Source organism: Porcipelethomonas ammoniilytica, assembly GCF_025567485.1.
Lineage (GTDB): Bacteria > Bacillota > Clostridia > Oscillospirales > Ruminococcaceae > Porcipelethomonas > Porcipelethomonas ammoniilytica.
Genome location: NZ_JAOQKH010000019.1, coordinates 1 through 25,146, shown reverse-complemented (window position 1 = coordinate 25,146; position 25,146 = coordinate 1). Strand labels below are relative to the sequence as shown.

Here is a 25,146-nt window from a genome sequence, read left to right as displayed (position 1 = left end):
TTATTCCTCGCTTTCAATTAAACTATAAATATATTTCGCCTGCTCAAACGGATCAGTGTAACTGAGTTCTGCAGGCTTGAAATGGAATGTAGTAGGTAAGGATTTCTCTTCTTTAGGCTTCTGCCTGTTATTCCTACCAAGTACATCCTTTCTTCTTTGCTTTTCTTCTAATGCCTTATCAAAGGTTTCCTGGTCAATTATCTGTGGGTAGTAATCAGTCCCAAGATACTTTTTATTGCCAAGCATTCTTGTTACCGTACCGTGGTATGTTTCTATACCGACATCTCTTGCTGCAACCACAAGTGACTTTCCTTCAAGGAAACCTTTGTACATTTCTCTTAACTGTCCGGCTGCAACTTCATCAATCACAGCCTTGCCATCGACAACCTTGTAGCCAAATGGTGTATGTTTCATGCTATCCCAACCTTTCTGTAAGTCTTAATTCAAACTTGAATTCAAAGACAATTTCTTCTCTTGATTTCACGATTATTTTCTCAATGAACCTTTCAAAGACATCATCATCAAATTCTGTAAAGGTATCTGATTTACCAAGGAACTCCACAAGGTCTTTGATGCTGCTTTCTACTGTGTAGCCTGACTCATCCATTCGAAGAATCATATCTCTCTTGCTTATCAGTTCCTCGTATTCGGTTACCAGCTTGTTGTGGGCATTGTAGAATACCGAAAGTTCAAGGTATCCCTTGGTAAGCAATGCATTCATCTGCTTACGCTGTTCATTATCCGTCATTGCCTTTTCTATCTTTTCGATGTCAAACTCGTTCTTCTTTGCATTTGATGTGCAGATGGAAACAAGAAGTGGTTTTAACACCAGATCATTTCCAAATCTAAGCTTGTTCATCATTGTAAGAAATGCTCTCTTTAAATCATCATCTCTGATGGCTTTCATTGAGCAGGAATCCTTGTCTTCGATGTGTTTGGCACAGCACCATGCAATGTAATAGCCACCGACAACTGTGATGGTTCTTCTTTTAAGCGTTGTACCACATTCACCACATTTGATTCTTCCTGAAAAGCCATAACGGTTCTGGTATTTAGAAGTATCACCACCGTTGCCTTTCTCAATTCCACGCTGCCTTATAACCTCGTTTGCCTTATCAAAGGTTTCATGGCTAATAATTGCCTCGTGGTGGTTTTCACAGAAGAACTGATCGCAGTCACCATTGTTGCTGTGTCTGTTGAAATTGTCATCCGTGAAGGTCTTCTGGAAAAGAACATCACCCGTATATTTCTCATTGCTGATAATTCCGTTGATGGTGCTTGCCTGCCACTTTCCACCTTTCTTTGTTGGAACACCCTGTTGGTTCAGTTCCTGGGCAATGGAGTGGGTACTTCTGCCATCAAGGGTATCTGCAAATATCTTCTTTACCACTTCTGCCTGGTCAGGAATAACTACCATTTCGCCTTCCACATTGGCATAACCATAAGGTGGGTAGCCGATGATAAATGTGCCATCCATAAATCTTCGTCTGATGCTCCATTTCTCATTCTCCGAAATGGATACAGATTCGTCTTTGGCCATACTTGCTAAAATAGCAAGCATAAGTTCACTCTCCATAGAACCGGTATGGATATTTTCCTTTTCAAACTGAATGTAAACATCGTACTTCAGCAGCTGTCTTACAAGTTCAAGGCAGTCTGTAGTATTTCTTGAAAACCTGCTGATTGACTTTGTAAGTACAAGGTCGATGAGTCCCTTTTCGCAGTCATTGACTAATGTCTTAAGACCATCTCGTTTATCCTTCTTTGTGCCACTGATACCTTCATCATAATAAAGGCCTGCATATTCCCATTCAGGATTTGACTTGATGTAATTCTCGTAGTGTTGTTTCTGCGTATCAAGGCTTAGTAATTGATCTATGTTATCCGTAGAAACACGGCAATAGGCAGCAACTCTTGTCTTCCTGATAAGCATTGATTCAACCTGATCGATTTTTGTTACAGTCTTCACCTGTATCACCTCCCTTTCGCATGGACATATTCCCGTAGAACGCACTATATATCAAGTCATTTAGAGCATAATCTCGCCTAAATAGGGAGAGAAAATAAGTCTGTTTTTCTCGGAGATTTTGTGTAATTCATCATCAGAAATCAGACCCTTTTCATGCATCGTTTTGACTATCTTTTCTGCAAGATAAAAGTCAAACTCGTTCTGTAATTCTTCGTCTGTAAAAGTCTTGACTGCTGGTGCAGGTAGAACTGCTCCGTCTACTAATTTTGTAATCTGCATAAAAAAAACACCTCCTACCAGGTAGCCTTGGCAGGAGGTTAAAAAGGACGTTTCTGTTAATCTTTCTTATAAAACTGACATTCGTATCCATCGGCACGAAGTAACAAGCCTTCTGCCCACGGTGGCGTTCTGCCCATCAGTTTGCATACGGCATCAAGTGACATATCCTTTCTGCACTCGATGATGACTTCATCATGCATATGAGCAACAATGCTGCAGTTCCTTAAAGTCTTCATTGCATACATAAGGACATCTCTTGCAATTGCCTGAGTGATGTTCTCGCAGAACTTGGGACCGTAGCTTTCGAGTCTTTCCCATTTCTTTGTACCACCGATACCTTCATAGGTTACGGATTCACTTCCAAACTGATTGATTCCCATCTTTGGTTTTACATAGGCAAGCCTTCTGCCGGATGGGAGTTCAATAAAAAGGAATCCACTCTCATAGCTGAATCGGATGCCGTGAGTTTCTGTATCCATTCGTTTAATAACAGTTTCCTTCACACATCTGTCTATGTCCCACCACAGTGTAGTGATGTAGGGATTGGCATTTCTCCATGCCGTTACAAGTGGCTGGAGTTCTTCTTCAGTAAGTCCCATCTCGATTGCACCCATAGCTTTCAATGCACCAACTGATCCACCATAGCCAAGTGCCAATTCAGCAATCTTACCTTTCTGTCTTAAGTGTCCATTCACACCGTGCTTTTCCACCGGAACACCAAACATCTGTGATGCCGATGAGCAGTAGATATCCTTGCCTTGTTCAAATACTTTGATTCGCCACTTTTCACCTGCAAGCCAGGCAAGGACTCGTGCTTCTATGGCAGAGAAATCTGCAACGATAAACTTGTTGTCACCCTGTGGCACAAAGGCAGTTCTTATAAGCTGTGATAAGGTATCCGGGATATCCTCATACAAGAATTCAAGTGCATCATAATTGCCATTACGAACCAGGGAACGAGCCTGTGCAAGGTCACTCATATGGTTCTGTGGGAGGTTCTGCAACTGTATCAGTCTGCCACTGAACCTTCCTGTTCTATTGGCACCGTAGAACTGAAACATACCTCTGGCTCGGCTATCCTTACACACAGCATTCTCCATAGCCGTATATTTCTTCACACTGCTTTTTGCAAGCTGCTGACGAAGAGATAAGACTTCTGCCAAGTGTTCCGGTGCATCCTTAATCATCTCGGCTACTACCTTTTTACCAAGACTGTCAGTTTCAAGTCCGTTGTCAGAAAGCCAGCCTTTCATCTGCTGTACCGAGTTGGGATTGTCGAGATTTGTCAGTTCCTGCATTTTAACTGTAAGTGCATCTTTGCTTTTCTCATCAAATGCAATAGCCTGTGATACAAGAGCCATATCAAGACCAATGCCTCGGTCATTGATTTCCTGGTCAAGATTGTACTCGTCCCACATTTCATCAGACACCGGAAATCTAGCAAGCTTATCCTTGATGCCCATTTCCGTTTCAACATCACGGATATTGTAGGCTTTGAACTGCTGCCACTTTTCCATATCGTGATAAGGCATATTTCTTGTTCTGCCACCATTCGCTTTAGTTGGAGTGCAAGGCACACAGAAATACTTGATGAGGTTTTTACCTTCTGAAAGTTTCTGCTTTTCAAGTCCAAGGACAGCACCGACACCCTCAAGAGATAACGGAAGTCCGAGTGTAGCTGACCATATCATGGTGCAACGCCATGACACAGGATCAAGACAATGCCCCTCAAGAGATACACCTAAATCCCTTAAATACCTGGATAGACAGATTCTTTCAAACTGAGAATTGAAAGCCCATTTGATAACTGAATCATCTGTAAGTGCATCGATGATATCCTGTGGTATCGTTTCTCCCATTGCCAGGTCAACAACCTTAACCTCACCACCATCGACTGAATAACCGAATAAAAGGATTTCAAAATCATCACCCTCTGTGTACTTGTAAACACCGGATTTCTGCAAACTTATGCTGGAGTAGGTTTCTATATCAATACTGATTGATTTCATTATTTCACTTCCTTCCAAAGCAAAATAGACGGCAGAGGATAACCTCCACCGCCCATATGCTTATTCTTCAGTTGATTCTTTCTTTTCACTTTTCTTGGCTCTGTGTTTCTTGATACTGTCACGCACAAGCCAGATACCATTCATGATAGTACTCACAATACCGTAGATTGCAGCACCCATTAAAAAGTAGAAAATGATAAGTACATCAATCTGCTTTGCTAATTCATATAATTCGTTCATATCGTTTACCTCGTGTTTTCGTAATATCGTTTATAACGGGACAGTGGTATTTCACACCATCCACAGGAAGTTATAAGGTTGGGTCAGATTAAGATAAGAAATCGTCATCCTCTTCAGTTGTGAAGTCATCTGCTGCAGATGTTCTTCCACCAAGTGACTCACCATCTCTGATCTTCTGAATGTTACCAAGACCACAGGCAATGCCCTTATTACCATTAGAGTTGAAAGCATAGAAGTTAAGAGAAACTCTTGCATAGCACCCACTGTACACTTCATCACGGTCAAGGATAGGTTTTACTGCCTTGTCTACAATCTGTGGTGCTGTAGAGCTGTTTGCATTGATGAAGTAGTGACCCTTGTAAGCCTCATCATCACGTTCTGTATCTCCGTCACGAAGAGGTAACTTGATTGCTGCCTTGTTAGGTTTCTTGCCACCAAACTTAGCGATACCATCTTCGATTGCAGCATCTATAGCTGTTTCAATTGCCTTTAATGTTTCCTTGTCATCCTTTGGAATAAGAACAGATACACTGTATCTTTCAGGACCACCATTGATTGATACTGGGTCCCATCCGTGGAAATAAGAAAGTCTTGTGTTTTTACCTGTAATAACTTTAGTTCTGTTTACATTAGCCATAATCATTAATCCTCCATTTTAAATTCGTTTTTAGCGTTTGTAACATTGATTGCTGGTCTCTTGTCCGAGTCTGGTACAAGAGTTGGCTTTCCGGGTGGTTTGATAATGAGGTCACCCAGTATTTCCTCAAAGTTTGCTTTACCCATCAGTTTCTGCATCTCTGTAAGAGTAATAAGTGACTGACGGTAAATGTCCTTATAGCCTGCATCCTTGGCTGCTTTTGCAACGGCATCTTCATCCTTGAACTTACGGACAGAGCGTCCTTCAACAACCTTAAATCCAGTCCATTCCTTACCATGGTTTACTGCTGACTCAGTCGCATAAGCCATGATTTCATTTGCCCACTTTGTCAGATCAGGAATAATCGTTAATACCTCTTCGATTTCACTGTCTGTAAGAAGTGGAGGAAGTTTGAACTCTTCCTGTGCTAGTTTCAATTTTTCTTCTGCTCTTGCTCTACATCTGACTGCTGCCCTGCAGAAGGTACACCATTCACCAGGACAATATTCGCCCTCGCCATTCATGGCCATTTCTGCTTTAGGCTTTAACACCTCGTTAGCCCAAGTTCTTAGTTCTTCCACCGGAATCGTCCATATACTGACGTTTTCACGTCTAGGCTGGAAGATGGACATTGATACTTCCTTGATGTCATATAAGCTGTCATAGATAGCAAGCGCACCAAGTGCATAGCATTTCATCTGTGGATTGTCTGTTGCATCAACAAGAACTCCCATTCCATATTTGAAATCGATGATATGTAATCTGTCATCAGATACAATCACACAGTCTGCTGTGCCATAGCCGTCCGGCACATAATCAGAAAAGTCTACGTGTTGCTCTATCAGCACCAATGGGTCCTTGCAATTCTGTTTTGCAATATCAAGCTGCTCCAAGACGAAGTCCACATATGCATCTGTGTGTTCCTACATTTCATCACTGTCATAGGATGATACAGGTCTTTTACTTCTCATGCGGAGCGCCTTCTTAAGCTTGTGTTCACATTGAGCGTGAGCAGCTGTTCCTTCTTCTGCTGCCTGGCTTGTTTTGTTCTCGAACTCTGACTCAAGGCTTGCACTAGGTGTACAGTTGAGCCATCTGTGAGAACTCGAAGGTGAAAGGAATGCGTGTTTACTCATCTCCAAGCACCTCTGCCTCTTTGATAATTGCTGCATACTGACTAGGGTCGATGTCTGATAACTTGCTACCACCATACTTAGTGATAAGACCCTTTACTTCTGCAGTAAGTCCGTTCTGGCTCTTTTCGGCTAGAACTCCTCTGACATCTTCCAATGTGTAAGTCTTGGCTTTTTCCTTCTTAGGCTTTGCAGTCTTTTCAGGAATCTGTGCTACAGGTTCTTCTTTTACTTCAATTGCCTGAACATCGATTGCTTTAATCTCTGTCAATGCATCTGCAAATACCTGCAAGCTGTCAGCCAAAGCACGAACATTTGAAATAACATCGATAAGTGCATCAAGTACTACGGTTACTTTGCTCATGGTCTACCTCCTTCCGTAATCTTTGTTATGGCAAGTTCCTGGATACAGTCACCCGGCACAAGAATTGTGATCTTCTGCTTTTTGCCAAACAGCATTCGCAGAAATCGTTCTCTTAAGGTGATGCTTTTGCAGGAAACCATACCGTTTCTCTGTGGCTTGTCAGAAACACTGATGTGCAGATTGTGTTTCATCGTTAACACCTCCATTTCCGAGAGTTTTTTGTTACCCTCTATCTATTAGCCTTGGGAAGATAGGGAAAAGGACGTTTTTCAAAAAATCTTTTTTTCTTTCGTTCTTTCAATTGCTCTTCCTATCTAGTAGCCTTGAACGAACTGTCAAAAGGACGTAAAAATAAAAAAAGACCTGCCCACATTCAAAAAAGAATGCAAGCAGGTCAAAGCCTTGTTAGTTATTCCGTTTTAAGATAAGATTTCATTTACTCTTTTCTGTACGGCATAGTAATCATAGCCAGCATTTGTAAGTCTGTTCTTACGTTCTGTTCCGTTGCCCCATTTACCATTGATGACTTCTCTTGCAAGTTCATCAACAGTCTTTTTAGCAGTCTGTACCGGATAGATTGTTTTTCCGTTTTCGTCAAAGACATAATATCCCTTATTAGAATCAGCACATTTCTTGGCATTGGCAAGTACAGTAAATGCACCTTTCTGTGACTTGGCATCGTTCCAGCTCTTTCTCACACGATAGTAAACCTTCTTTGAAGGTGTCTGTGGAGCAGGTGTATTGTCTGATGCACCAAGTCCTGCTGTAACCTTTGCAGCCAAATCTCCAAGTTTTGAATAAAGCCAGTCACCCGGACATGACTTATTGGCAAACCATCTGTGTACAGTGATTACCATCTCATCTGACTTTGGTGTGTAGTTAAGGGTCTTGTCCTTATCACCAAGCCAGATAAGTTTCTTCTTTCCATTACGCTTGCAGATGTCGATACAAAGCTTAATCAAAGTATCGTAGACCTTGCTGTTCATAGCATATGGAGAATATGTATCACTCGCACATTCGATAGTGACTGCTCTCTGGTCATTGGCATTACTTGAAGAACACCAGGAACGGTTCTTTTCTTCACAGTACATACCAACACGGCCATCAACTCCGATACCATACTGGCAGCTTGCCTGTCTTGATGTAGGGTAGAAAACATTACCTAATGTTTCTACACTGCACTGACCTACAACACAGTGAGGTGTGATACGGTCAATAGAATGTGTTCTCTGTCCTGAATGGTTAGGACTTAATTTGGTATATGAAACCATTGAACTATTTGTGTAACCCATAGATTATTCCTCCTTATCATCTTCTGCACGATCATGCAGCTGTTGTAATACGATTTTTAATTTAGCCGGGATTGGCAATCCTAGATGTCCTGCATTCTCAAGAAGGGATACACCTTCGTTTGAGATATAAAAAAAGATGATCGCTGTACGAAGAACACTTCCCGTACCAATCACCTGAACATCCAGAATGTTTCCTATGCCTACAAGGATAAAAATCAAAACCTTACGGCAGATACCTTTGAATCCAACCTCGCTGGATAATGTCTTATCTGCAATGGCACACATGACTCCTGTGATGTAATCCATCACTACGAAGAGAACCAATGCGATAAGAAGTCCATCACAGCCACCAAGGAAGTATCCAAGCCAGCCACCAATCATAGTGAATACAAACTGTATTCCGTTCCAGAATTCCTTCATGTTAAAAACCTCCGTTTCCTTATAAATTGGTATAAAAAAAAGCACCTCTTTCGAGATACTGAATAACAAAGCTATGCTGTTCGTTTCCACATATAAACAACTAAATAAGGTGGCATATTGTTATGAGCCGTATTTCCACCTTTTGATGAAGTAAGATAACTCCATTCATTTCCTTCAGCGGTATTCGTCTGATTAATCCACCACATTTCCATAGTAGATGATGCACCCATCTCTTTGATAGCTGCACTCGCAGTCATACCTTTTCCAAATACACCAATAAAGTCACTTTTCATTTCACCGTTATTTGTCATGTTATTAAAAAACGGTGTATCGTGAGCATGGCTCGGCATCTCCGCTACAGTCAATTTATGTGTCGCAGCTCCTCCTGTTGCACCGTTTGAGTAAGTAGTTCCTGCACCTAAAAGGAATCTATCCTTTAACTGTGTCCATGTGCCACCAAATAAAGTAGCCGGACTAGTAGAATTAACACTCATATAAATACTTCCGACAGGATAAATACTATCAACCACATAAGCCTTTAGTAGCTTTCCGTAAACCTTCAAATCCCACTTATCTGATAATTCCAAAGTATTGTCATATTCAGAAACCTTTCCAATGGCAATACCTTTTCCACCAGCTTTAAAGTCCATAAGAACTGATGCTGTAGACACAGTGTCTAATACTGTAATCGTTGCAAAAGCATCGGTGATTGTATATTTAATATCATACGATGACTCTGTAGATATTGAACCACCAAAAGTAAAGGCCGTACCCGAAGTAAATGTCTTACTTGCATTCGTCCAGGATGTTGCAGACGATTTCTTGTAGTAGGTTGCTGTTGTTACTGTATTCTTGCTACTGCATGATGAATAGCTGAACGAAAGTAGACCTTTAATATATGTTCCTGCATCCTGAACAGTACCAGAACTGTTGCATCTCTGCGAACTGTGACTTGATACTACTGGCAAACTGTAAGCAACAACTGAAATAGAAACTGTCTTTTCATCTGATGTTCGACCTCTTGAATCAGTAACCTTTGCTGTAAAAGTAATCGTTCCAGAAGTAGTTAAAAATCCCGTTGTAAAGGATGATGCCGTAGATGAAAAACCACCACCGGAAATACTGTAGGAACTGATAGTCGAACCCTGTGCTCCTGCTGCACCATTTATCTTAAGTGTAGCCTTTGATTTTCCCTGAATATAAATACCCCAATCAGATGGTACATCACCATCAACTCTTGTTGCTGTAACACTCGTTAAAGTAGGTTTGACTGAATCAGGAACTTTTAGAGTAGCCGTAATACTCTTTGAGCCAATCTTCGTACTTCCGTTATAGGTATCACAGGTAATTGTCACTGTACCAGAAGTCGAACTCGGTATCTGCTGTGCAAGGATTAATGCAGGCGTCCATGATACAGATGTAGATGTAGTCTTACTTGTAATCGTTCCTGTAGCAGAACCAAAGGCATATGAAAGTGTATGAGTAAAAGAACTGGATGCCCTTGAAATAGTAATAGTTGACGCACTTCCCATAGTGCCTGTGCTCATACTGATTGATGATGCTCTTGGAATTGTTGTAAGTGTATGCGTTCCACTAGCTGTTACGCTGACAGCATAAGTATAAACACCTGCCTCACAGCTTAGACCAAATGATTTAGTACCATCTGCATTATGCGTAATCTTTATCGTCCCTGATGCAACTACCGTACCGTTATATAGAGAGATACGAGAATCTGTTGAGGTGGAATAAACTGTTGTACCATTTATAACCGCCTTAAATCCTCCGGCCTTTACCCATCCTGATGCAGAGCCTGAACCTTTTAGTGTCCATGATAACGTTGACGTATTATCAGCAATACTTTGGCTTGAAATCGACCACGATAGAGTAACCGAACGGCCTTGATTTTCATTTGTGGTAATACTTCCGCTTGATGCCATAGGCTATTCCTCCTTAACTTGTACCTCTCCATACGATAGAAAGGTTACCTGATGATCTTGGTATAAAATCAAACCATCCCCTGGATGCATTTCCAAGGGACAGCTTGTTTCTTATTTCTGCATTTGTGATAACCAGACTGTTGTTTGAAATATATGCAATCTTCTGTCCGTTTTCCTTGAAAGCAAGTTCTTCATTGGATAGTTCTGCAGTAAAAGCATTACCAACCCTTCCAAGTTCAATAAGGGCTCCCTTGAATCGTATATACTCTTCAAGCAGTTCCTGATTGGTTGCCACGTTATTTTTTATTTCATCCGTCACGGCAGTGAAGTCCATTCGTATTTCACTACTATTCTGCGTGATGCTTGACTGAAAGTCCTTCTGTATGGATTCCAATTCTGATTTCTCAATGTAGGTATCGTGAACGGTACTTAAAATCTCGCTTGATGTCTTTGTGATTTCTGAATAGCATTCATGAACCTGCACCTTAAGAGTTGAGATATCATCTAAAGCATCTTCATAAGCCACAACACTCTGAAACGTATTCTGACACGAAGTTAAAAGTGCCATCATTAACACCTCCCATCAGTTAGAAACATCGCACTGTAAAGTAAGCAAACTATCAATATCTGCTGCCGAGAGATAGATAACCTTTCCTGTCTTTGAAAATGTAACTTCCTTGCCATCCTTGTCCTGTGCATACCAGGTATAGGTAAGGCTCTGCTTTTCAGTTGCATTTGCCCATGCTGTTCCGTTATATTTCATCAAAGTCACTGTCTTGGCAGAATGGTCTACCTTATACCAGAAGTCACCACTCTTAGGACTCGATGGTGCTGTTTCACTGATATTGCCTAAAAGAGAATCAACTTCCTGCTGATTTGTTCTTACAATGATGTAGGGAACAAGACCACCAAGATTGTTCTTGACTGTAAATCCACCGATGGAAAGCATCTCCGAAACATACGGATCTGATTTATCTTCGACCGTAATGACATCAACATAATTCTTGCTTGCATAAGTCATCGTACATCTGTAAGACTGGATATTCACGATATCAGAACCTGATACCTCAAGTGTTGCTGCTGTTGCACCACTGATATTTGTCCATGTACCACTTACATATTTTGCCCACTGATAGGTTGCGCTTGTAATAGCTGTTGCACCTACAAATGCAGATGTAGCAAGTGTAAGCTTGCCGGACTGATTCATCACGATTGTTCCATTAGGTGCATAAACAGAAAAGACAACAGCAGATGAGCCGTTACTTCCTGCCTTTGATTTTGTCCAGGTAAAAACCTTTGTAACGGTCTTGCCTGAAATCGTAAATGTAAGTGTGATATCTCCCGTAAGTGTTGTTGCATTTCCAAGGTCAGAAGATGCTGCCACTGATAACACAACCGAGCCTCCTGCAGTAGCCGTTGCAGCTGTATTTGATTTAAGGGTAATTCCTGTAGGTAAAGTTCCTACAGCACAGGTACAGGCCGTCTGCGTAATACCAACATAGCCGACAAATGGAATTGTAATAGTTGATGCTGCCGATGTCTTTCCGGCAGATGTACAGGCAATTGTCTGTGTTTCATTTCCAAGAATGACCGAAAGTCCACCACTTCCAGTTGAACCCGTTGACCCTTTATCTCCCTTTGCACCATCATAGATTTTTGAAATCGAAATCGTATCAAAGACATCTGTGTCCGAAGTTGTAACTCTGATCTGTGCCACATTGTTGTTAAATACAGAGTGGGTTGGCTTTACAACCAAAGTACCACCTGCAATGTTTGCATTATCTGATGTGGTTGGATAATCAGTCCAAGCACCAGAACTGTTCTTGTACTGCCATTTGCTGATTGTAACACCCTGAACCTGTGCAGTAAGGGTTGCCTGGCTTGGCCCCACCAATGTAGAAGTCGTATCATACTTAAATACATATGAATCCGATGTCACATAGCAAAGCTTGGCATTGGTAGCATCCTTTACAAGTGTGTAGGTTATATCCGCTGAAATATTAACCGTATTCTTTGTTTCAAAATCGTAATAACTGATATAGCAGATATAGGTAATCATTCCTGAGTCAGAGTCTGCAAGCTTATTAGCATTGACTGTAAGAACACCCTTATTGACACTTTCACCACTCACAAGACTTGTTTCTGCAGAAACGCCATCTTTTCTTTTCCATGAAATTGTTACTCCAGTCGCAGAAAGCGAAATGCTTGTCTGGTCAAGAAAGATAACAGGAGTTAGCACAAGATTTGTACTTGCCCAGCTTGGTGCATATTCGTGTGGGAGTGTATTAGGGTTTTCACTCTGCGTCTTTGGAAGATTCGATGTGATATATGCAGACAGTTTTCGCTGATCAGTAATATCAACGAATGTCTGCTGACTTGAAGTTAAAATCGTAGCCATGTAATCTCCTCCTATAAAATGACTTCACAATAAAAGGATGCGTTATCACTCACATCCTCAGTTGAAATCGTTATTTGTTTTTTACCGATATGGTTTTTATCCCATTCCTTATCCATCTCCTCATTGGAAGATTTCCTGTGCCAAACGAACTGTGATGCATCAAGTGTATCTGTAATCTCCTTATCCCAGGAAAACACCCTGCATCGCATTGTGCTTGTCTGACCTTTATCCTTGAAGATACTGACACCATCAACCACAAGTTCAGTTCGATACATTTTCTGCGAATTGATATCATCAACCTTGCCGGATATAATTTCTATCTTTGAAGTCTGCCCAAGAATATCATCTTCAAGTGCTGTAATGTTCTTATCCTGCTTGACTGTGGCAGCAGAAAGACTGATACCACTTGCACCAATTGTGATGGTGTTCCCGGAAGGATTGAGATAATCTCTTGTCCTGCTCATACACAGATAAGTTCCATTGATACCATGAGGTTTCGAGATGCACTCGACATACATCCTTGCATGAATATCTCCGATATCTGCTCCCGTATCAGATTCATCAACAATCGTCAGTTGTATGCTTGTAACACCCTTTACAAGATCAGCAAGTCTTGTCTTTGCCTTCTTAAGAAGATTACCCGGAACAGTCACATCGTCCCAGACTTCCGAAGTCCAAATCCAGCCGATTTCATCCACAGCACTCTGGTCAAAGATATAATTCTTTCCACCATTAACCGATGTGATATCCACTCGTTCATTTGTCTGCTTGTCATTACCGTTCTCGTCCTTTTCGGTCTTTCTTGCACCAAGAGGAACTAACACAGTAACTCGTTCCGTATGATCTCTTGTAATCTTCACGTCAGTCAGGTTCTTTCCCAACTCGACTCTCTGTGTGGATTTGCTTTTGAAGTCCGAAAGATAATCCAGGTACTTACCGCTATCGGTGTATCTGACCTGCAGATATCCTCCGTGCGTATTAATCAGCTTGTTCTTGATAGCATCAAGTGTAGTGGAGTAATCAGAGCTGGAATATGAAATATAATCATTTCCATCTACTACTGTTACATTGCCAACAGTAAACTTCTTCTGCTCTTCAACCGAACTGTTATGCACCGAAATGAACTGCTCCAAAAGTCCTCGTAACGGCCCCTTATATTCAAATGGTGGCTGTAAGGTGTCTTTCAGATAAGCAAGACAGGACTCACAAGTCCAGGTATGTGTGTTGTAGAAATCACTGCCATTATCCAATGCTCTGCCTTCAAATACAGTTTCATCACCTTTCTTGCAGATGATGACTGATGCCATAGGTTTGATTGTTTCAAGATACGGATGATTGTATGGGGCAGACAGTTTAAGGCTGTCTATGTTTTCTGCCTCTTCTTTTATCTGTGCTGTTGTAATAGCAAGCTTTGAAAGATTCGGATGATAAAACACATTCCCATCAATAAATATTCTAAAAAGACTCATAGGCAACCCTCCCTGTATCGGAAGGTAACCGTTCCTGTTGTCTTGACTGTGATGGAGTTATTACCGTGTGCAAGTTCCATTTCAGGGAACTCCCAAGTACCTGCACTGACAGTCTTATGGAATGAATCCGTGCCAATCTTCCAGCTTAAGGTCGTATCGGCGGTCGTTACTACTACCGGAACTACAGGCATATAATCATTTGCGAGAATAACTATTTTATTACCTGAAACAACAAGGTTTGTTTCATCAACATGATATCTGTAGGAATCGGCATCGGAACAGCTGATTACAAGTTCGCCCTTTCCTTCAAGAGGATCATAGGATGTTTCAATTTCCAATGTTCCGATACAGTATAAATCCGGTTCTTCACTTGTAATAACCTTTGCAAGTCTGCCTGCAAACTGATTACTTGTTTCCCTTACAAGTTCATTGAATCTTTCTCTTGTACCAAGCATAGACAAAGAAATAGTAAAGGCTCTGGGCTGGAATGAAACCGAGCCAAGAGCCTCTGTAAATCTTATTGGAGAATTGCGTCCGGGAACTACCACTGTTTCTGACTGAGACTGCGGAGTAGGAAAATCAATGTTTTCTCTAATCCATCCCATACCGGATAACGAAATATTATTGATTTTAATATCCTTTATCATAGTGCAAGCCTCCTTGTTAATTTCTGCTGTTTACCAAGACCATCATCAATAGCAGGAAGTAAATGTCCCACAAGTGTTCCATCTTCAAGATAGATACCCTTGCTGCTGTTGTCTGCTATGACTGCAAGGTATTTTTCCATGCTCGACATATTAAGTCTGCTGTCAAGCATTGCCTCAAGCTGTTTATAGAAAGCAGAAAGAGGAAGGATAGCCTCTGCTCCTGCCTCACCACCAGCCATCAATGAACTGCCATTCATACCAAATGCAGTCGGTTTGGTCATAATACCACCATTCTTATACCAGTCGATAGAAAGCTTAGGAACAGATGGTGGAGCAATGGAAAGTGAACCAGAAACCTTAAAGTGTGGAAGTTTGATGTGGGGCAGAGATATCTTCATACCGGAGAAGAATCCCTTTATTGCATCAACCACAGATTTCACTTTATTCTTTGCTGCCTCAATCGGTGTAGTGATTGCCGACTTGATACCATTCCATACTGATGTAGCCGTACTTTTTATACTATTGAATACGGAACTAATCGTACTCTTCACAGCATTGAACACAGTTGTAACTGTATTTTGGATAGCATTTATCGGAGTTGTCACAGCAGTCTTGATTGCATTCCATACTGTTGTTGCTGTTGAATAAATCGCATTAAACACAGTTGTAACAGTAGTTTTAATTGCATTGATAACAGTTGTAACAACAGTCTTTATTGCGTTCCACACTGTTGAAAACACCGTCTTGATAGCTGTAAGTACTGTATTTAATACTGTAGCCACGGCGTTAATAACAGTAGTTATCTTTTCTTTTATCGCATTGAAAACTGTAATAATGATTTCCTTACAGTTCTCCCATATAAACCTGAACGGCAATGTGATGATTTCAAATGCTGCCTGGAATATTGATGAAATGAACATAATTGCTGTCTGTACGATATTCTTGATGGTTTCCCACAAGTTCGTAAAGAAAGTAACAATTCCCGTCCATAGATTTACAAAGAAATCTCGGATGCCTGTCCACACTTCATTCCAGCTCGTACCGAACCATCCAAGCACCACATTTGCAACGTTCTGAATAACATTCATGTAGTTTGTAAATGTATTCTTGATAAAGTCCCAAACTGAACCGAAGATGCCTTTGACACCTTCCCATACCTGTGACCAGTTTCCTGTAAAGATGCCGATAAATACATCAACAATTCCCAAGATAACACCAAGCACACCTTCAAGGATATTTGCTATCTGCGTGAACACGCCTTCAAATACCGGAGCAAGTACACTGCAGAAAGCATTCCATACAGCCTTTACCACTTCTCCGAAATTCTCGAAGTTAAAGCCTAGTGCATTTAATCGATCAGTAATACCCTTTGCGAAGTTCTCAAATACAGCCTTGATTCTATTCCAAATAGCAATGATGTTATTTCTGAAATCTTCGTTGGTTCTCCAAAGATGTACAAACGCACCTACCAGAAGTGCTATTGCAGCCACAACGGCAAGAACCACCGGATTAACACCCATAATAGCCGTACCTAATTTCCCCATCACACCAGACAAGCCACCAGCATTTGCAACTGCTCCAGAAATCTTGAGTCCAAGTTTACTGAAAGCCTGCATGGTGACTCCGACCTTCGATATGACCGTTCCTAAAATGACTAGCACGGGGCCAAGTGCTGCAACGAATAATCCAATCTTTACAATGACCTGCCTTGTACCTTCGTCCAGGTTATTAAGCCAGTCAACAAAAGACTGTATCTTTGCAACGATGTTCTTTACATCGGCATCAATGTTTCACCAATGGAAATCGCAAAACCCTCAACAGCTGATTTCAAAATCGTAAGCTGTCCTGAAAGGTTATCAAGCTGAGTGTCTGCCATCTGCTGTGCTGCACCACCACTGTTTTCAATGGAAGTCTGCAACTCATCCCAGGTATCTCCCGTATTTGCTAACAAAGCATTTACAGAAGACAAGTCGGTTTTGTTGAAAATCTTACTGATTATATTGGCTTTTTCTTCGGATGTCATTCCATCCATACTAATATTCAGGTCACCAAGAATATCGTTAAGACTTCTCATATTACCTTCAGAATCGAACACAGATACACCAAGTGCATCCATCTGAGCTGTAGCTTTATCCGTAGGATTCTGTAACGAAAGAATGACATTTCGAAGATGCGTACCACCTTCTGCCCCCTTGATACCATTATTGGCAAGGATACCAAGAGCCGTATTAAGTTCAGCTGTTCCACCTTTGATGGATTTGGCTGTTGCACCAATCGTAAGAATTCCTTCACCAAGCTGACCAACAGATGTGTTTGTGGAAGATGCAGTCTTGGCCATCTGGTCAACCATCTTGTCTGCATCAGAAGTTTCCATTCCAAGTGCTGACATAGCGTCTGTAACCATATCAGATGCAGATGCAAGGTCGATATTTCCGGCGGCTGCCAGGTTAAGAACTGTAGGAAGTGTATCGCACATTTCCTGTGTATCGTAACCTGCAAGTGCAAGGTAATTTAATGCCTCGGCACACTCGCTGGCAGAGAAGGCCGTTTCAGATCCCATCTTCTTTGCAAGGTCAGAAAGTGTATCCATCGTATTAACGGACTGACCATCAACCTCGGACATCGAGTCTTTTGTGATACCCATGGTTGCCTGAACCTGACTCATGGAACTTTCAAAATCTGCTGCTGTCTTTACTGCTGCTCCACCCATGGCGGTCACTGCAGTAGAAACAACCGTTACCTTCTTCCCAACATCAGTAATCTTGCCACCAACAGCCTCAAGCTTTCCACCGACTTCACCAATCTTATCAAGTGTCTGATTTGTCTTTGATGCCTGTGATTCAAGTTTCTTTAACTCTGCCTCAGTTTCTGCAATCTCTCTTTGAAGTGCATCATACTGTGACTGAGTAATTTCACCCTTCTGTAACTGTTCGTTTGCCTGTTCTGCTGCCGTCTTCAAGGTAGCAAGTTTTTCTTTTGTTTCACCAATTGCCTGAGTAAGAAGTTTCTGTTTCTGTGCAAGCAGATTTGTATTGGTAGGGTCGAGTTTCAGTAATTTCTCCACGTCCTTTAATGCAGACTTGGTATTCTTAATCTGACCGTTGACCCCTTTTAATGCTGTTTGTAATTTGGTGGTATCTCCGCCAATCTCAACGGTTATACCTTTGATTCTATTTGCCATTGGCAGATACCTCCTTTAACAAGAAAAGACTTCTGCTCAAAAAAGAGCAAAAGTCCTTCTTAACATTTTAGAATTTATCAAAATCTTCCTGCGTTGCCACATTGTCATAATGAGCAGAGTCATTTCCTTTTTCAGTCCATATATCCATCACCATTCCAATGGTCAGATAATCCAGATCTCCAATTGAAATTCCTATCTCAAGGCAACGCAACAGAAAGAGTGGAGTTGTCATCTCCCTGCTACTGTGCTTAAGTTTTTTTTAGATTCAATATCAGTCACAAGGTTTGTACCCCATAGAGCAAGAATCTCCGGCAAGACCTCATAGATGGAAAACATCTCGAACTGGTCAAGCCATTCGTCAATGCTGTCCGGGATAGTGTGGTCTGCATGATAAGCCATAATGTAGGCTACGTTCTCGAAGATTTCCAAATCATCAATAGCGAACTCTTCGCCATCTTCCTTGCTGCCCTTATACGAATTTTCAAGCTTTGCCAAATCCTTGAAAATATCCCTCTTGAACTTGGCACGATAAAGACGAGGCACAGTAGCCGAAGAACGGAAAGCCACTTCTTTACCACCAACATTGATTACTTTCTTTAACATCAGCTACACCTCCTTAAGCAGATACTTCTGTTTCATCAGGAATGTAAACCTGCTTGTACCAGTTGTTATAAGCTGTTTCGCTTGTAGTATCTCCGGTTCTGCTCTTAACAAGACCATCCTCACGAGGATCTGCTGTGATAGACAACTTCTCCTTACCAGGTTCAATCGCATCCTCTTTTGTTTCAGATTCGATAGAAGGACGAGATGCTGTACAGTTATAAAGAACGTGACGAATACATCTCACATCACCATCAAACTCAAATAAAAGAGCGAACTTTTCCATTTCTGTAATCTTGGCACTCTCAACAAGAACACCGTTCTTATCAAGTGTTTCCTTCAAGATATCAGTTCTGAACCATTCAGGAATAAGTGCAAGTTCAAGGTCACCACTGTAACCGTTGTTTGCAGTGGAACGGAAATAAACAATGCCATCTGCATAGAATGGAGAAGAATCTCCCTCTGCATCCAAGCTGATGCTTACTGCACCAGGAATGGGCTGTGGAGTGGAGTAGGTATACTTTCCATCTTCTGTTTTTGTAAGCTTTGCAGCATGAACATTTTTAAGGTTGTATTTTACTTTATTACCCATAAATTTTATGCCTCCATTTCAAATGAATATAGGACTTCGTACATCTTCTCGCTCTCAATCCATGTTTCCGAGCGGTCATAAAAAATACCATGACTGTCAAGCACGGTTTCAACTTTACTCTCAACCGACAAGTCCTTATAATCGGTGTAGAGTTCAATATTTATCTGGTTTACCTTGAGATAAACTCTGCCATCTGCCGAGAAATTATCTGTTCCCGGTAGCAGATAACAGATGAATGGTGGAGAGGGACTTTCGCCTTCTGCAAAGTGATCATAGGCAAATGGGATATCCATCTCCTTTAACATTGTAAGCAGTTCTTCCATCATCAACCTCCAAGTGCTTTCTCAATTTCTCTTTCAAAAGTTTCAATGGCACTTTCTTCAGCCTGGGCAATATGTGGTCTTGCAGAAACCCTGCCACCACCACGTTTGGCATGGCCATGTTCAAGAAGATGTGCAAGCTGATATCTGTTTTTTGAATGAACCGTTACCTCAAGAGAATTAGAAGTTTCCTTAGTTTTCTTAACAGTCCAGCTTTTTGCATAGGCTCCTGTATCCTTTGGAGCAGATGCAGCAATCTCTTTTCTTACTGTAGTTCCTGCTTTACGAACTGACTGTTTCAAATCATCTGTTGCCAGATCAGCATATTCCTTTAAGCCATTCATAATCTCCTGTGCAAGGTTATCGATTTTAATACCGGACATAACTATCGCCTCACTTTCTCACATTTGAACTTCAGGCATTTCTTTTTGAAATTCATATGGTCAACAGAAACGATGTTGTACACCGAACCATCAAAGACGATTCGTGCCTTGGTTGTATCAAAATCAGCTAGAGCCTTGCAGTATCTGACTGTAAAGGAAATATCAGAATCTTCCACAACAAGTCCTGCCACACTTTTTTCAGAACCACCTTCGCCACTTACGGTAGCAAAGCAGGTGTGGAAATCAGTCCAGGTATTTTTATGATTGCCGATTGCATCAACTACAGTTTCATTTTTCTGTATGATTATCTTTACATTCAAAAGTGCTATATCCATCAGAAACTGCTCCTCCTGTCTCCTTCAAGAAGTGAACGAAGGGATATTGTAAGCTGATGGTGGTCTGCATCTTCTCGATGTTCGTAAAGATAGGCAACGGCATACATAACTGAAATCCTTGATGAAGGAATCTGTGAAAGTTCATCAACGGATAATCTGGCTATGTCTGCACACAGCTTTTCACCCGTTACAATGAAATGCTCAATCAGTCTGTCATCATCATCAAAATCTACTCGAAGGTAACCTTTCATTTCATCAAGTGAAACAACCATATCTGACACCACCTCTTTGAAAAACAGAGTAGTGACACTCCTGTCTGTCATTTCCTATACTTTATACATAGACTAATTTTTTTAACCCTATAGAAAAGGATAGTATATAACAGTCATTAAGTGTCACTACTCACTGATTATTTAGTTGTAGTCTTAGGCTTGATTTTAAGAATCTGCACTGCCTCAGGAAGTACAAGCTTACCATCAACACGTTCTTTTGCCACATAACCAATCATGCCGTTACCAGCAAAAAGTTCTGTAAGCTGTTTGAAAGAACGAGTACCACGGTCACCGATGTTGTAGTACTTGAAGTCACCAAAAGCAATGCCGTCAATAGGTGCAAACGGTGAAGTGTAAACTTCGTAGCCTAAAAGTCTGTCCGGCTCACCCTGAGTAAGAGCAGGCTGCCACATATAGGCACCATTGTTATCCTTGAAAGTACGGATGCTTGCAATTAACTGATCATTCATGATGAACTTCGCATTCTTACGATAAGGTCTCTTAAGTGCATACACTAAATTGATGATATCGTCAGAAGTAAGTGTATCTACAGTCTTTGCAACAATACCGCCACCCTTGTCAGCGAAGATACCTAAAGGCTGTCCAACACCGGACCCATTAAGGAATGCATCCTCTTCAGCATTTGCAAGTGCCTTACCGAACTGAGTGATGATATAGTTTTCAAGACCGAAAGCATTGTCATAAAGCAACTCTTCAGTAACCTTGATTGCTACATGAAGCTTGTGTGCATCCATAAGAATCTGATCGAATGTTGCATCACCGAAAGTTAATGCTCCACCTTCCTCAATCCATGCTGCAGCAGGCTTTGTTGCTGCGATGTTAATCTTATGCTCACCGGTTGTAGCAATCTTTGTTGCAAGCTTACGGATGATGTTTTCCTCATCAAGTGTATCGATAAGTCTGTGGTCATACTCTTCCGGTACAAGATAACCACCATCGGCATCTACACCTTCCTGAAGAATATTTGTCACCTGCTTGAAGTTGGAACGAAGTGCCTTAAGCATTCCTTCCCTGTATTCATCAGATGCACGACCAGTCTTTGCTTTTTCAGTCTTATCTACATAAGGCTTGCTGGTAAGAGGAGAATTCACAGGTTTGTTCATTTCTGCCTCTCTTTCTTCTGCACGCCTCTGACGGTCAATTGCAGAAGTCAAATCTTCGATTTCCTTTTCCATCTTGTTGTAGGTTGCAGTATCCTCTTCGGATAAAACACCATTTCCGTCCTCGTGTGTTTCCACGAACTTCTTAGCTGCGTCCCACACCTTGGCTCTCTTCTCGATTAAATCTTTAATAGTCATAATAAAAATTCCTCCTTAAATGAACTTTTTCATAAAGTTAAGGCGCTCCTTGATTTCACTTGCCGAAGTGCCATTTGTTTTAGCAGGGATTTCTGCCTGCTTTGTTACTGTCTGTTTAGGCTTTGAGTAATGTTTCTCAAGCTTATTCATAAGAGCGTTGTTGACTGCCTTGCGTGAAAAAAGCATCGAATTATTAGGAACTTTCTTTTCCTCTTCTTCGGTGCTTTCATCTTCATCCTCTTCATCAGGTTCTTCTGTATTCGGTTTTGTTTCTGCTCTTGTGATAATGTCATCAGCAAATCCAAGTTCAACGGCCTTGTTTGCATCCATCCATGTTTCTGCATCCATAAGATGTGAAAGCTTGGCTCTTGTAAGACCTGTCTTGATTACATAGGCATTGATGATGGATTCCTTAACTTCTGCAAGCATATCGATTGCCTTCTGCATTTCTGCATGGTCACCAAATGCTACCGTAGCAGGGTTGTGAATCATCATCATGGAAACAGGTGACATCAACACCGTATTTCCTGCCATCGCAATTACCGAGGCTGCTGATGCTGCAATGCCATCAATCTTGACTGTGACATTGCCTTTGTACTGAGTGAGCATATTGTAGATCTGAGCCGCTGCTACACAGTCACCACCGGGTGAATTAATCCATACAGTGATATCACCACTTCCGGCATTCAGTTCATCCTTGAAAAGCTGTGGTGTGACGTCATCATCAAACCATGACTCTTCAGCAATCGTGCCACTTAACTCAAGGGATCGCTCTGCGACTTCTTCGTTTGCTTGGTTTAGAGCCTTGTGGCTCTTCCAGTTCCAGAACTTCCTGTCCTTCATCGTCATTCTCCTTTCCGTTTGATGTGTCTGTTCCTGTAGCAAAGATACCTGCGTCTTCAAGCTTGGTCATGTTGCCGTTGATAAGATAAAGGTCACCACCTATCTCAGCAGGAATCCTGTCGAGATTTTCAAGTTCCCTTATATCGTTGGCAGACATCCAGCCATTCTGTCTTGCAGTGGCATAACCATTCATTCGACTCTGGTAATCACCACGAAGAAGTCCGTCCACATTAAACTTGATAAAATATTGATTTTTCTCTTCTGCAGAAAGAAGAGAACGTGCCATGTTCTGCTCCCATCTTGAAACCCATGGGTCAAGGGTGTATTTCACGAACTCAAGTGACTGCTGCTCAATATTAGAAAAGCTCGACTTCTCAAGGTCACCAACCATATGAGGTGGCACTCTGAAAATTCGAGCAATCTCATCAATCTGAAATTTTCTTGTTTCTAAAAACTGAGCCTCGTTTGGAGAAATGGAAATAGGTGTATACTTCATTCCTTCTTCCAGAACAGCTACCTTGTGTGAGTTCACACTTCCTCCGAAAGTCTGTGACCAGCTTTCTCTGACTCTTGATGGGTCTTTAAGTGTTCCAGGATGTTCAAGCACACCACTTGGAGCAGCACCATTGGCATAGAACTTACTGCCGTATTCTTCTGCTGCTATGGCAAGTCCAATCGCATTCTTGGCCATTGCTATAGGGGAGTACCCTACAAGTCCATCAAATCCCAATCCCGGAACGTGCATTACTTCGTCCGGTTTAAGAATTACAGTTGAACCTTTCATTGTAGGAGCATCATCAGAAGTCATCTGATATTCAAAATAAAGATGACCTTTTTCGTCTCGGTCAACCTTCATACGATTCGGCATTAAAGGATAGAGTGCGATTACTTCACCTTTGCCGTTTCTTATGATCTGGGCATAAGCATTACCCCAAAGCAGTAAGTGTGTCATAAGTGTTTCCCTGAAAACAAAGCTTGTCATTTCAGTGTTCGGTTCATCGTGCAGCAAATGATAAAGATTATGATTTAATGCTTTCTCTTTTCCACCATCTGCGTTTACATGATAGACATGAAGTGGTAATCCTGCGATAGCCTCTGAAAGAATACGGACGCAGGCATAAACCGCTGTCATCTGCATAGCACTTCGCTCATTTACATTCTTCCCGGCAGTACTTCCACCCATGAAGAATGAATAGGCACTACCACTTGTTCGATTGGTAGGAGCATCTCTTGTCCTAAATAATCCTGAAAAAATACTCATCTTTTTTCCTCCATTTTTATACTAAAAAACCAATAAGCCTCTTGTATCGTAAACCGATTCAGTGTTTACGTTTCCACATCTGATTGCTCTATCAAGTGCCATAATTGTTGCTATCGCACCATCGATTTTCTCCATAGACTTTTCCTTATCTGCCTTAATATTTCCTGCCGGGTCAGTACGAATAAAGATGTTATCCATATTCCATCTGAGAACCGGATGCCCGCCATGGGCTATTTTCTTTTCAAGCACAAGTTTCATCAGTTCCTTGGTTGGTGGACTCATGTCCTTGAAACCCTGTCCGAATGGAATAACTGTAAATCCCATGCCTTCAAGGTTCTGAACCATCTGTACAGCACCCCAACGGTCAAATGCGATTTCTTTGATATTGAACCTTTCACCAAGTTTCTCAATGAACTGTTCTATATATCCATAATGAACCACATTTCCTTCCGTGGTTTGAAGATATCCCTGTCGTTCCCAAAGGTCATACTGAACATGGTCCCTTCGGACTCGTAAGTCCAGCGTGTCTTCCGGTACCCAGAAGTATGGCAGAACCACAAACTTGTCATCCTCATCCATTGGTGGGAATACAAGTACAAAAGCCGTGATGTCGGTTGTACTTGATAAGTCCAAGCCACCATAACAAACACGGCCTTCAAGGTCATCTTCACTGAATTTGAAATTGCAGGCATCCCATTTTTCCATAGGCATCCACCTGATGGACTGTTTCACCCATTGGTTAAGCCTAAGCTGTCGGAATGCATTCTCTTCGCCAGGATTCTGCTTTGCAGAGTCACAGGCTGCTATTACCTTATCCATCTGAATTGTTTCACCAAGACTCGGATTGGCTTTGAGCCATACATTGGGATCTGTCCAATCCTCATCAACACCTGCACCATAAATTACGGGGTAGAATGTAGTATCATGTTTTCTGCCCTCCATAATATCAAGTGCCTTCTGATGTACTTCATAGCAGATACTCTCTGTATTATTTCCTGCTGTTGTTATAAGGAAAAACAGAGGTTGCATTCTTGCATCTCCTGACCCTTGCACCATAACGTCATATAATTTACGATTCGGCTGGGTATGAATGTTGCTTGACACGCAAAATGCAAAAAAGTGACAAGCAAAGTGCAAAACTTTTGACACGCAAAATGCAAAAAAGACCATTTAAAGAGTAAAAAAAACTCCTTAAATGGTCTTTAATCATTTTATAAAACTTAAAATATGGGCAATCACATCAACA

Annotated in this window: 27 protein-coding genes and 2 pseudogenes; all 29 read right to left on the bottom strand. The window is 41.4% G+C overall.

Annotated elements, in window-relative coordinates:
* Complete coding sequence (locus OCV67_RS11230; RefSeq protein ID WP_147644065.1) at positions 1-414, bottom strand: recombinase family protein; 414 nt, start codon at positions 412-414, stop codon at positions 1-3.
* Between the two features lies 1 nt (position 415).
* Positions 416-1,969, bottom strand: coding sequence for a recombinase family protein (locus tag OCV67_RS11225; RefSeq protein WP_147644064.1), 1,554 nt, complete (start codon positions 1,967-1,969; stop codon positions 416-418).
* A 60-nt stretch (positions 1,970-2,029) separates the two neighbouring features.
* Positions 2,030-2,248: an SHOCT domain-containing protein gene (locus OCV67_RS11220; protein ID WP_147644063.1), complete on the bottom strand. Its 219-nt coding sequence runs from the start codon at positions 2,246-2,248 to the stop codon at positions 2,030-2,032.
* Between the two features lie 56 nt (positions 2,249-2,304).
* Positions 2,305-4,257, bottom strand: a complete 1,953-nt coding sequence (locus tag OCV67_RS11215; RefSeq protein ID WP_147644062.1) for a DNA polymerase — start codon at positions 4,255-4,257, stop codon at positions 2,305-2,307.
* Positions 4,258-4,317: 60 nt separating this feature from the next.
* Positions 4,318-4,497: a hypothetical protein gene (locus OCV67_RS11210; protein WP_147644061.1), complete on the bottom strand. Its 180-nt coding sequence runs from the start codon at positions 4,495-4,497 to the stop codon at positions 4,318-4,320.
* 88 nt (positions 4,498-4,585) lie between these two features.
* Positions 4,586-5,134 carry a DUF2815 family protein gene (locus OCV67_RS11205; RefSeq protein ID WP_147644060.1) on the bottom strand — a complete coding sequence of 183 codons (549 nt, stop codon included), beginning with the start codon at positions 5,132-5,134 and terminating at the stop codon, positions 4,586-4,588.
* Positions 5,135-5,139: 5 nt separating this feature from the next.
* A pseudogene (locus tag OCV67_RS11200) lies at positions 5,140-6,270 on the bottom strand (DUF2800 domain-containing protein).
* The gene (locus OCV67_RS11195) at positions 6,263-6,631 is read right to left on the bottom strand and encodes an rRNA biogenesis protein rrp5 (protein ID WP_147644059.1); all 369 of its coding nucleotides are present in this window, start codon (positions 6,629-6,631) and stop codon (positions 6,263-6,265) included. Before OCV67_RS11195 ends, OCV67_RS11200 begins: the two are co-directional and overlap by 8 nt.
* Positions 6,628-6,822 carry a hypothetical protein gene (locus tag OCV67_RS11190; protein ID WP_178085112.1) on the bottom strand — a complete coding sequence of 65 codons (195 nt, stop codon included), beginning with the start codon at positions 6,820-6,822 and terminating at the stop codon, positions 6,628-6,630. The genes OCV67_RS11195 and OCV67_RS11190 overlap by 4 nt, the downstream gene beginning before the upstream one ends.
* A 228-nt stretch (positions 6,823-7,050) precedes the next feature.
* Entirely contained in the window at positions 7,051-7,923 is an 873-nt protein-coding gene (locus OCV67_RS11185) for an N-acetylmuramoyl-L-alanine amidase (RefSeq protein WP_147644058.1), read from the bottom strand.
* A 3-nt stretch (positions 7,924-7,926) separates the two neighbouring features.
* A complete protein-coding gene (locus OCV67_RS11180; RefSeq protein WP_132226252.1) occupies positions 7,927-8,343 on the bottom strand; it encodes a phage holin family protein in 417 nt (138 codons plus the stop codon).
* 71 nt (positions 8,344-8,414) lie between these two features.
* The gene (locus tag OCV67_RS11175) at positions 8,415-10,280 is read right to left on the bottom strand and encodes a DUF859 family phage minor structural protein (protein ID WP_147644057.1); all 1,866 of its coding nucleotides are present in this window, start codon (positions 10,278-10,280) and stop codon (positions 8,415-8,417) included.
* Between the two features lie 13 nt (positions 10,281-10,293).
* The gene (locus tag OCV67_RS11170) at positions 10,294-10,851 is read right to left on the bottom strand and encodes a hypothetical protein (protein ID WP_262644570.1); all 558 of its coding nucleotides are present in this window, start codon (positions 10,849-10,851) and stop codon (positions 10,294-10,296) included.
* 12 nt (positions 10,852-10,863) lie between these two features.
* Entirely contained in the window at positions 10,864-12,678 is a 1,815-nt protein-coding gene (locus OCV67_RS11165; RefSeq protein ID WP_147644056.1) for a hypothetical protein, read from the bottom strand.
* A gap of 11 nt (positions 12,679-12,689) precedes the next feature.
* Positions 12,690-14,147, bottom strand: coding sequence for a phage tail spike protein (locus OCV67_RS11160; protein ID WP_147644055.1), 1,458 nt, complete (start codon positions 14,145-14,147; stop codon positions 12,690-12,692).
* Positions 14,144-14,794: a hypothetical protein gene (locus tag OCV67_RS11155; protein WP_132226257.1), complete on the bottom strand. Its 651-nt coding sequence runs from the start codon at positions 14,792-14,794 to the stop codon at positions 14,144-14,146. The genes OCV67_RS11160 and OCV67_RS11155 overlap by 4 nt, the downstream gene beginning before the upstream one ends.
* The gene (locus OCV67_RS13740) at positions 14,791-16,410 is read right to left on the bottom strand and encodes a phage tail protein (protein WP_394802702.1); all 1,620 of its coding nucleotides are present in this window, start codon (positions 16,408-16,410) and stop codon (positions 14,791-14,793) included. Before OCV67_RS13740 ends, OCV67_RS11155 begins: the two co-directional genes overlap by 4 nt.
* A 155-nt stretch (positions 16,411-16,565) precedes the next feature.
* The gene (locus tag OCV67_RS13735; RefSeq protein WP_394802701.1) at positions 16,566-17,975 is read right to left on the bottom strand and encodes a phage tail tape measure protein; all 1,410 of its coding nucleotides are present in this window, start codon (positions 17,973-17,975) and stop codon (positions 16,566-16,568) included.
* Positions 17,976-18,042: 67 nt separating this feature from the next.
* Positions 18,043-18,207: a hypothetical protein gene (locus tag OCV67_RS11145; protein WP_178085111.1), complete on the bottom strand. Its 165-nt coding sequence runs from the start codon at positions 18,205-18,207 to the stop codon at positions 18,043-18,045.
* Positions 18,204-18,578: a hypothetical protein gene (locus OCV67_RS11140; protein ID WP_147644054.1), complete on the bottom strand. Its 375-nt coding sequence runs from the start codon at positions 18,576-18,578 to the stop codon at positions 18,204-18,206. Before OCV67_RS11140 ends, OCV67_RS11145 begins: the two co-directional genes overlap by 4 nt.
* A gap of 13 nt (positions 18,579-18,591) precedes the next feature.
* Positions 18,592-19,167 (bottom strand): major tail protein, encoded by a 576-nt coding sequence (locus OCV67_RS11135; RefSeq protein WP_147644053.1) that lies wholly within the window; start codon positions 19,165-19,167, stop codon positions 18,592-18,594.
* Positions 19,168-19,172: 5 nt separating this feature from the next.
* Entirely contained in the window at positions 19,173-19,490 is a 318-nt protein-coding gene (locus OCV67_RS11130; RefSeq protein ID WP_147644052.1) for a hypothetical protein, read from the bottom strand.
* A 2-nt stretch (positions 19,491-19,492) separates the two neighbouring features.
* On the bottom strand, positions 19,493-19,870 hold the full coding sequence (locus tag OCV67_RS11125) for an HK97 gp10 family phage protein (RefSeq protein WP_147644051.1): 378 nt from the start codon (positions 19,868-19,870) through the stop codon (positions 19,493-19,495).
* A gap of 2 nt (positions 19,871-19,872) precedes the next feature.
* Complete coding sequence (locus OCV67_RS11120; RefSeq protein WP_147644050.1) at positions 19,873-20,205, bottom strand: phage head closure protein; 333 nt, start codon at positions 20,203-20,205, stop codon at positions 19,873-19,875.
* Positions 20,205-20,477, bottom strand: coding sequence for a head-tail connector protein (locus OCV67_RS11115; RefSeq protein ID WP_147644049.1), 273 nt, complete (start codon positions 20,475-20,477; stop codon positions 20,205-20,207). Before OCV67_RS11115 ends, OCV67_RS11120 begins: the two co-directional genes overlap by 1 nt.
* A 137-nt stretch (positions 20,478-20,614) precedes the next feature.
* Entirely contained in the window at positions 20,615-21,796 is a 1,182-nt protein-coding gene (locus OCV67_RS11110) for a phage major capsid protein (RefSeq protein WP_147644048.1), read from the bottom strand.
* 15 nt (positions 21,797-21,811) lie between these two features.
* Entirely contained in the window at positions 21,812-22,639 is an 828-nt protein-coding gene (locus OCV67_RS11105) for a head maturation protease, ClpP-related (protein WP_147644047.1), read from the bottom strand.
* Entirely contained in the window at positions 22,557-23,900 is a 1,344-nt protein-coding gene (locus OCV67_RS11100; RefSeq protein WP_147644046.1) for a phage portal protein, read from the bottom strand. The genes OCV67_RS11105 and OCV67_RS11100 overlap by 83 nt, the downstream gene beginning before the upstream one ends.
* A 21-nt stretch (positions 23,901-23,921) precedes the next feature.
* Positions 23,922-24,992: pseudogene (locus tag OCV67_RS11095) on the bottom strand (terminase large subunit); the annotation flags it as partial.
* Positions 24,993-25,146: the final 154 nt, after the last annotated feature.

What these genes read in the sequence shown, in the direction of transcription:
- OCV67_RS11230 (WP_147644065.1), bottom strand. Translation starts at nt 414, where the DNA reads ATGAAACATACACCATTTGGCTACAAGGTTGTCGATGGCAAGGCTGTG.
- OCV67_RS11220 (WP_147644063.1), bottom strand. Translation starts at nt 2,248, where the DNA reads ATGCAGATTACAAAATTAGTAGACGGAGCAGTTCTACCTGCACCAGCA.
- OCV67_RS11215 (WP_147644062.1), bottom strand. Translation starts at nt 4,257, where the DNA reads ATGAAATCAATCAGTATTGATATAGAAACCTACTCCAGCATAAGTTTG.
- OCV67_RS11210 (WP_147644061.1), bottom strand. Translation starts at nt 4,497, where the DNA reads ATGAACGAATTATATGAATTAGCAAAGCAGATTGATGTACTTATCATT.
- OCV67_RS11205 (WP_147644060.1), bottom strand. Translation starts at nt 5,134, where the DNA reads ATGGCTAATGTAAACAGAACTAAAGTTATTACAGGTAAAAACACAAGA.
- OCV67_RS11195 (WP_147644059.1), bottom strand. Translation starts at nt 6,631, where the DNA reads ATGAGCAAAGTAACCGTAGTACTTGATGCACTTATCGATGTTATTTCA.
- OCV67_RS11190 (WP_178085112.1), bottom strand. Translation starts at nt 6,822, where the DNA reads ATGAAACACAATCTGCACATCAGTGTTTCTGACAAGCCACAGAGAAAC.
- OCV67_RS11185 (WP_147644058.1), bottom strand. Translation starts at nt 7,923, where the DNA reads ATGGGTTACACAAATAGTTCAATGGTTTCATATACCAAATTAAGTCCT.
- OCV67_RS11180 (WP_132226252.1), bottom strand. Translation starts at nt 8,343, where the DNA reads ATGAAGGAATTCTGGAACGGAATACAGTTTGTATTCACTATGATTGGT.
- OCV67_RS11175 (WP_147644057.1), bottom strand. Translation starts at nt 10,280, where the DNA reads ATGGCATCAAGCGGAAGTATTACCACAAATGAAAATCAAGGCCGTTCG.
- OCV67_RS11170 (WP_262644570.1), bottom strand. Translation starts at nt 10,851, where the DNA reads ATGATGGCACTTTTAACTTCGTGTCAGAATACGTTTCAGAGTGTTGTG.
- OCV67_RS11165 (WP_147644056.1), bottom strand. Translation starts at nt 12,678, where the DNA reads ATGGCTACGATTTTAACTTCAAGTCAGCAGACATTCGTTGATATTACT.
- OCV67_RS11160 (WP_147644055.1), bottom strand. Translation starts at nt 14,147, where the DNA reads ATGAGTCTTTTTAGAATATTTATTGATGGGAATGTGTTTTATCATCCG.
- OCV67_RS11155 (WP_132226257.1), bottom strand. Translation starts at nt 14,794, where the DNA reads ATGATAAAGGATATTAAAATCAATAATATTTCGTTATCCGGTATGGGA.
- OCV67_RS13740 (WP_394802702.1), bottom strand. Translation starts at nt 16,410, where the DNA reads ATGCAGGCTTTCAGTAAACTTGGACTCAAGATTTCTGGAGCAGTTGCA.
- OCV67_RS13735 (WP_394802701.1), bottom strand. Translation starts at nt 17,975, where the DNA reads ATGGCAAATAGAATCAAAGGTATAACCGTTGAGATTGGCGGAGATACC.
- OCV67_RS11145 (WP_178085111.1), bottom strand. Translation starts at nt 18,207, where the DNA reads ATGACAACTCCACTCTTTCTGTTGCGTTGCCTTGAGATAGGAATTTCA.
- OCV67_RS11140 (WP_147644054.1), bottom strand. Translation starts at nt 18,578, where the DNA reads ATGTTAAAGAAAGTAATCAATGTTGGTGGTAAAGAAGTGGCTTTCCGT.
- OCV67_RS11135 (WP_147644053.1), bottom strand. Translation starts at nt 19,167, where the DNA reads ATGGGTAATAAAGTAAAATACAACCTTAAAAATGTTCATGCTGCAAAG.
- OCV67_RS11130 (WP_147644052.1), bottom strand. Translation starts at nt 19,490, where the DNA reads ATGGAAGAACTGCTTACAATGTTAAAGGAGATGGATATCCCATTTGCC.
- OCV67_RS11125 (WP_147644051.1), bottom strand. Translation starts at nt 19,870, where the DNA reads ATGTCCGGTATTAAAATCGATAACCTTGCACAGGAGATTATGAATGGC.
- OCV67_RS11120 (WP_147644050.1), bottom strand. Translation starts at nt 20,205, where the DNA reads ATGGATATAGCACTTTTGAATGTAAAGATAATCATACAGAAAAATGAA.
- OCV67_RS11115 (WP_147644049.1), bottom strand. Translation starts at nt 20,477, where the DNA reads ATGGTTGTTTCACTTGATGAAATGAAAGGTTACCTTCGAGTAGATTTT.
- OCV67_RS11110 (WP_147644048.1), bottom strand. Translation starts at nt 21,796, where the DNA reads ATGACTATTAAAGATTTAATCGAGAAGAGAGCCAAGGTGTGGGACGCA.
- OCV67_RS11105 (WP_147644047.1), bottom strand. Translation starts at nt 22,639, where the DNA reads ATGAAGGACAGGAAGTTCTGGAACTGGAAGAGCCACAAGGCTCTAAAC.
- OCV67_RS11100 (WP_147644046.1), bottom strand. Translation starts at nt 23,900, where the DNA reads ATGAGTATTTTTTCAGGATTATTTAGGACAAGAGATGCTCCTACCAAT.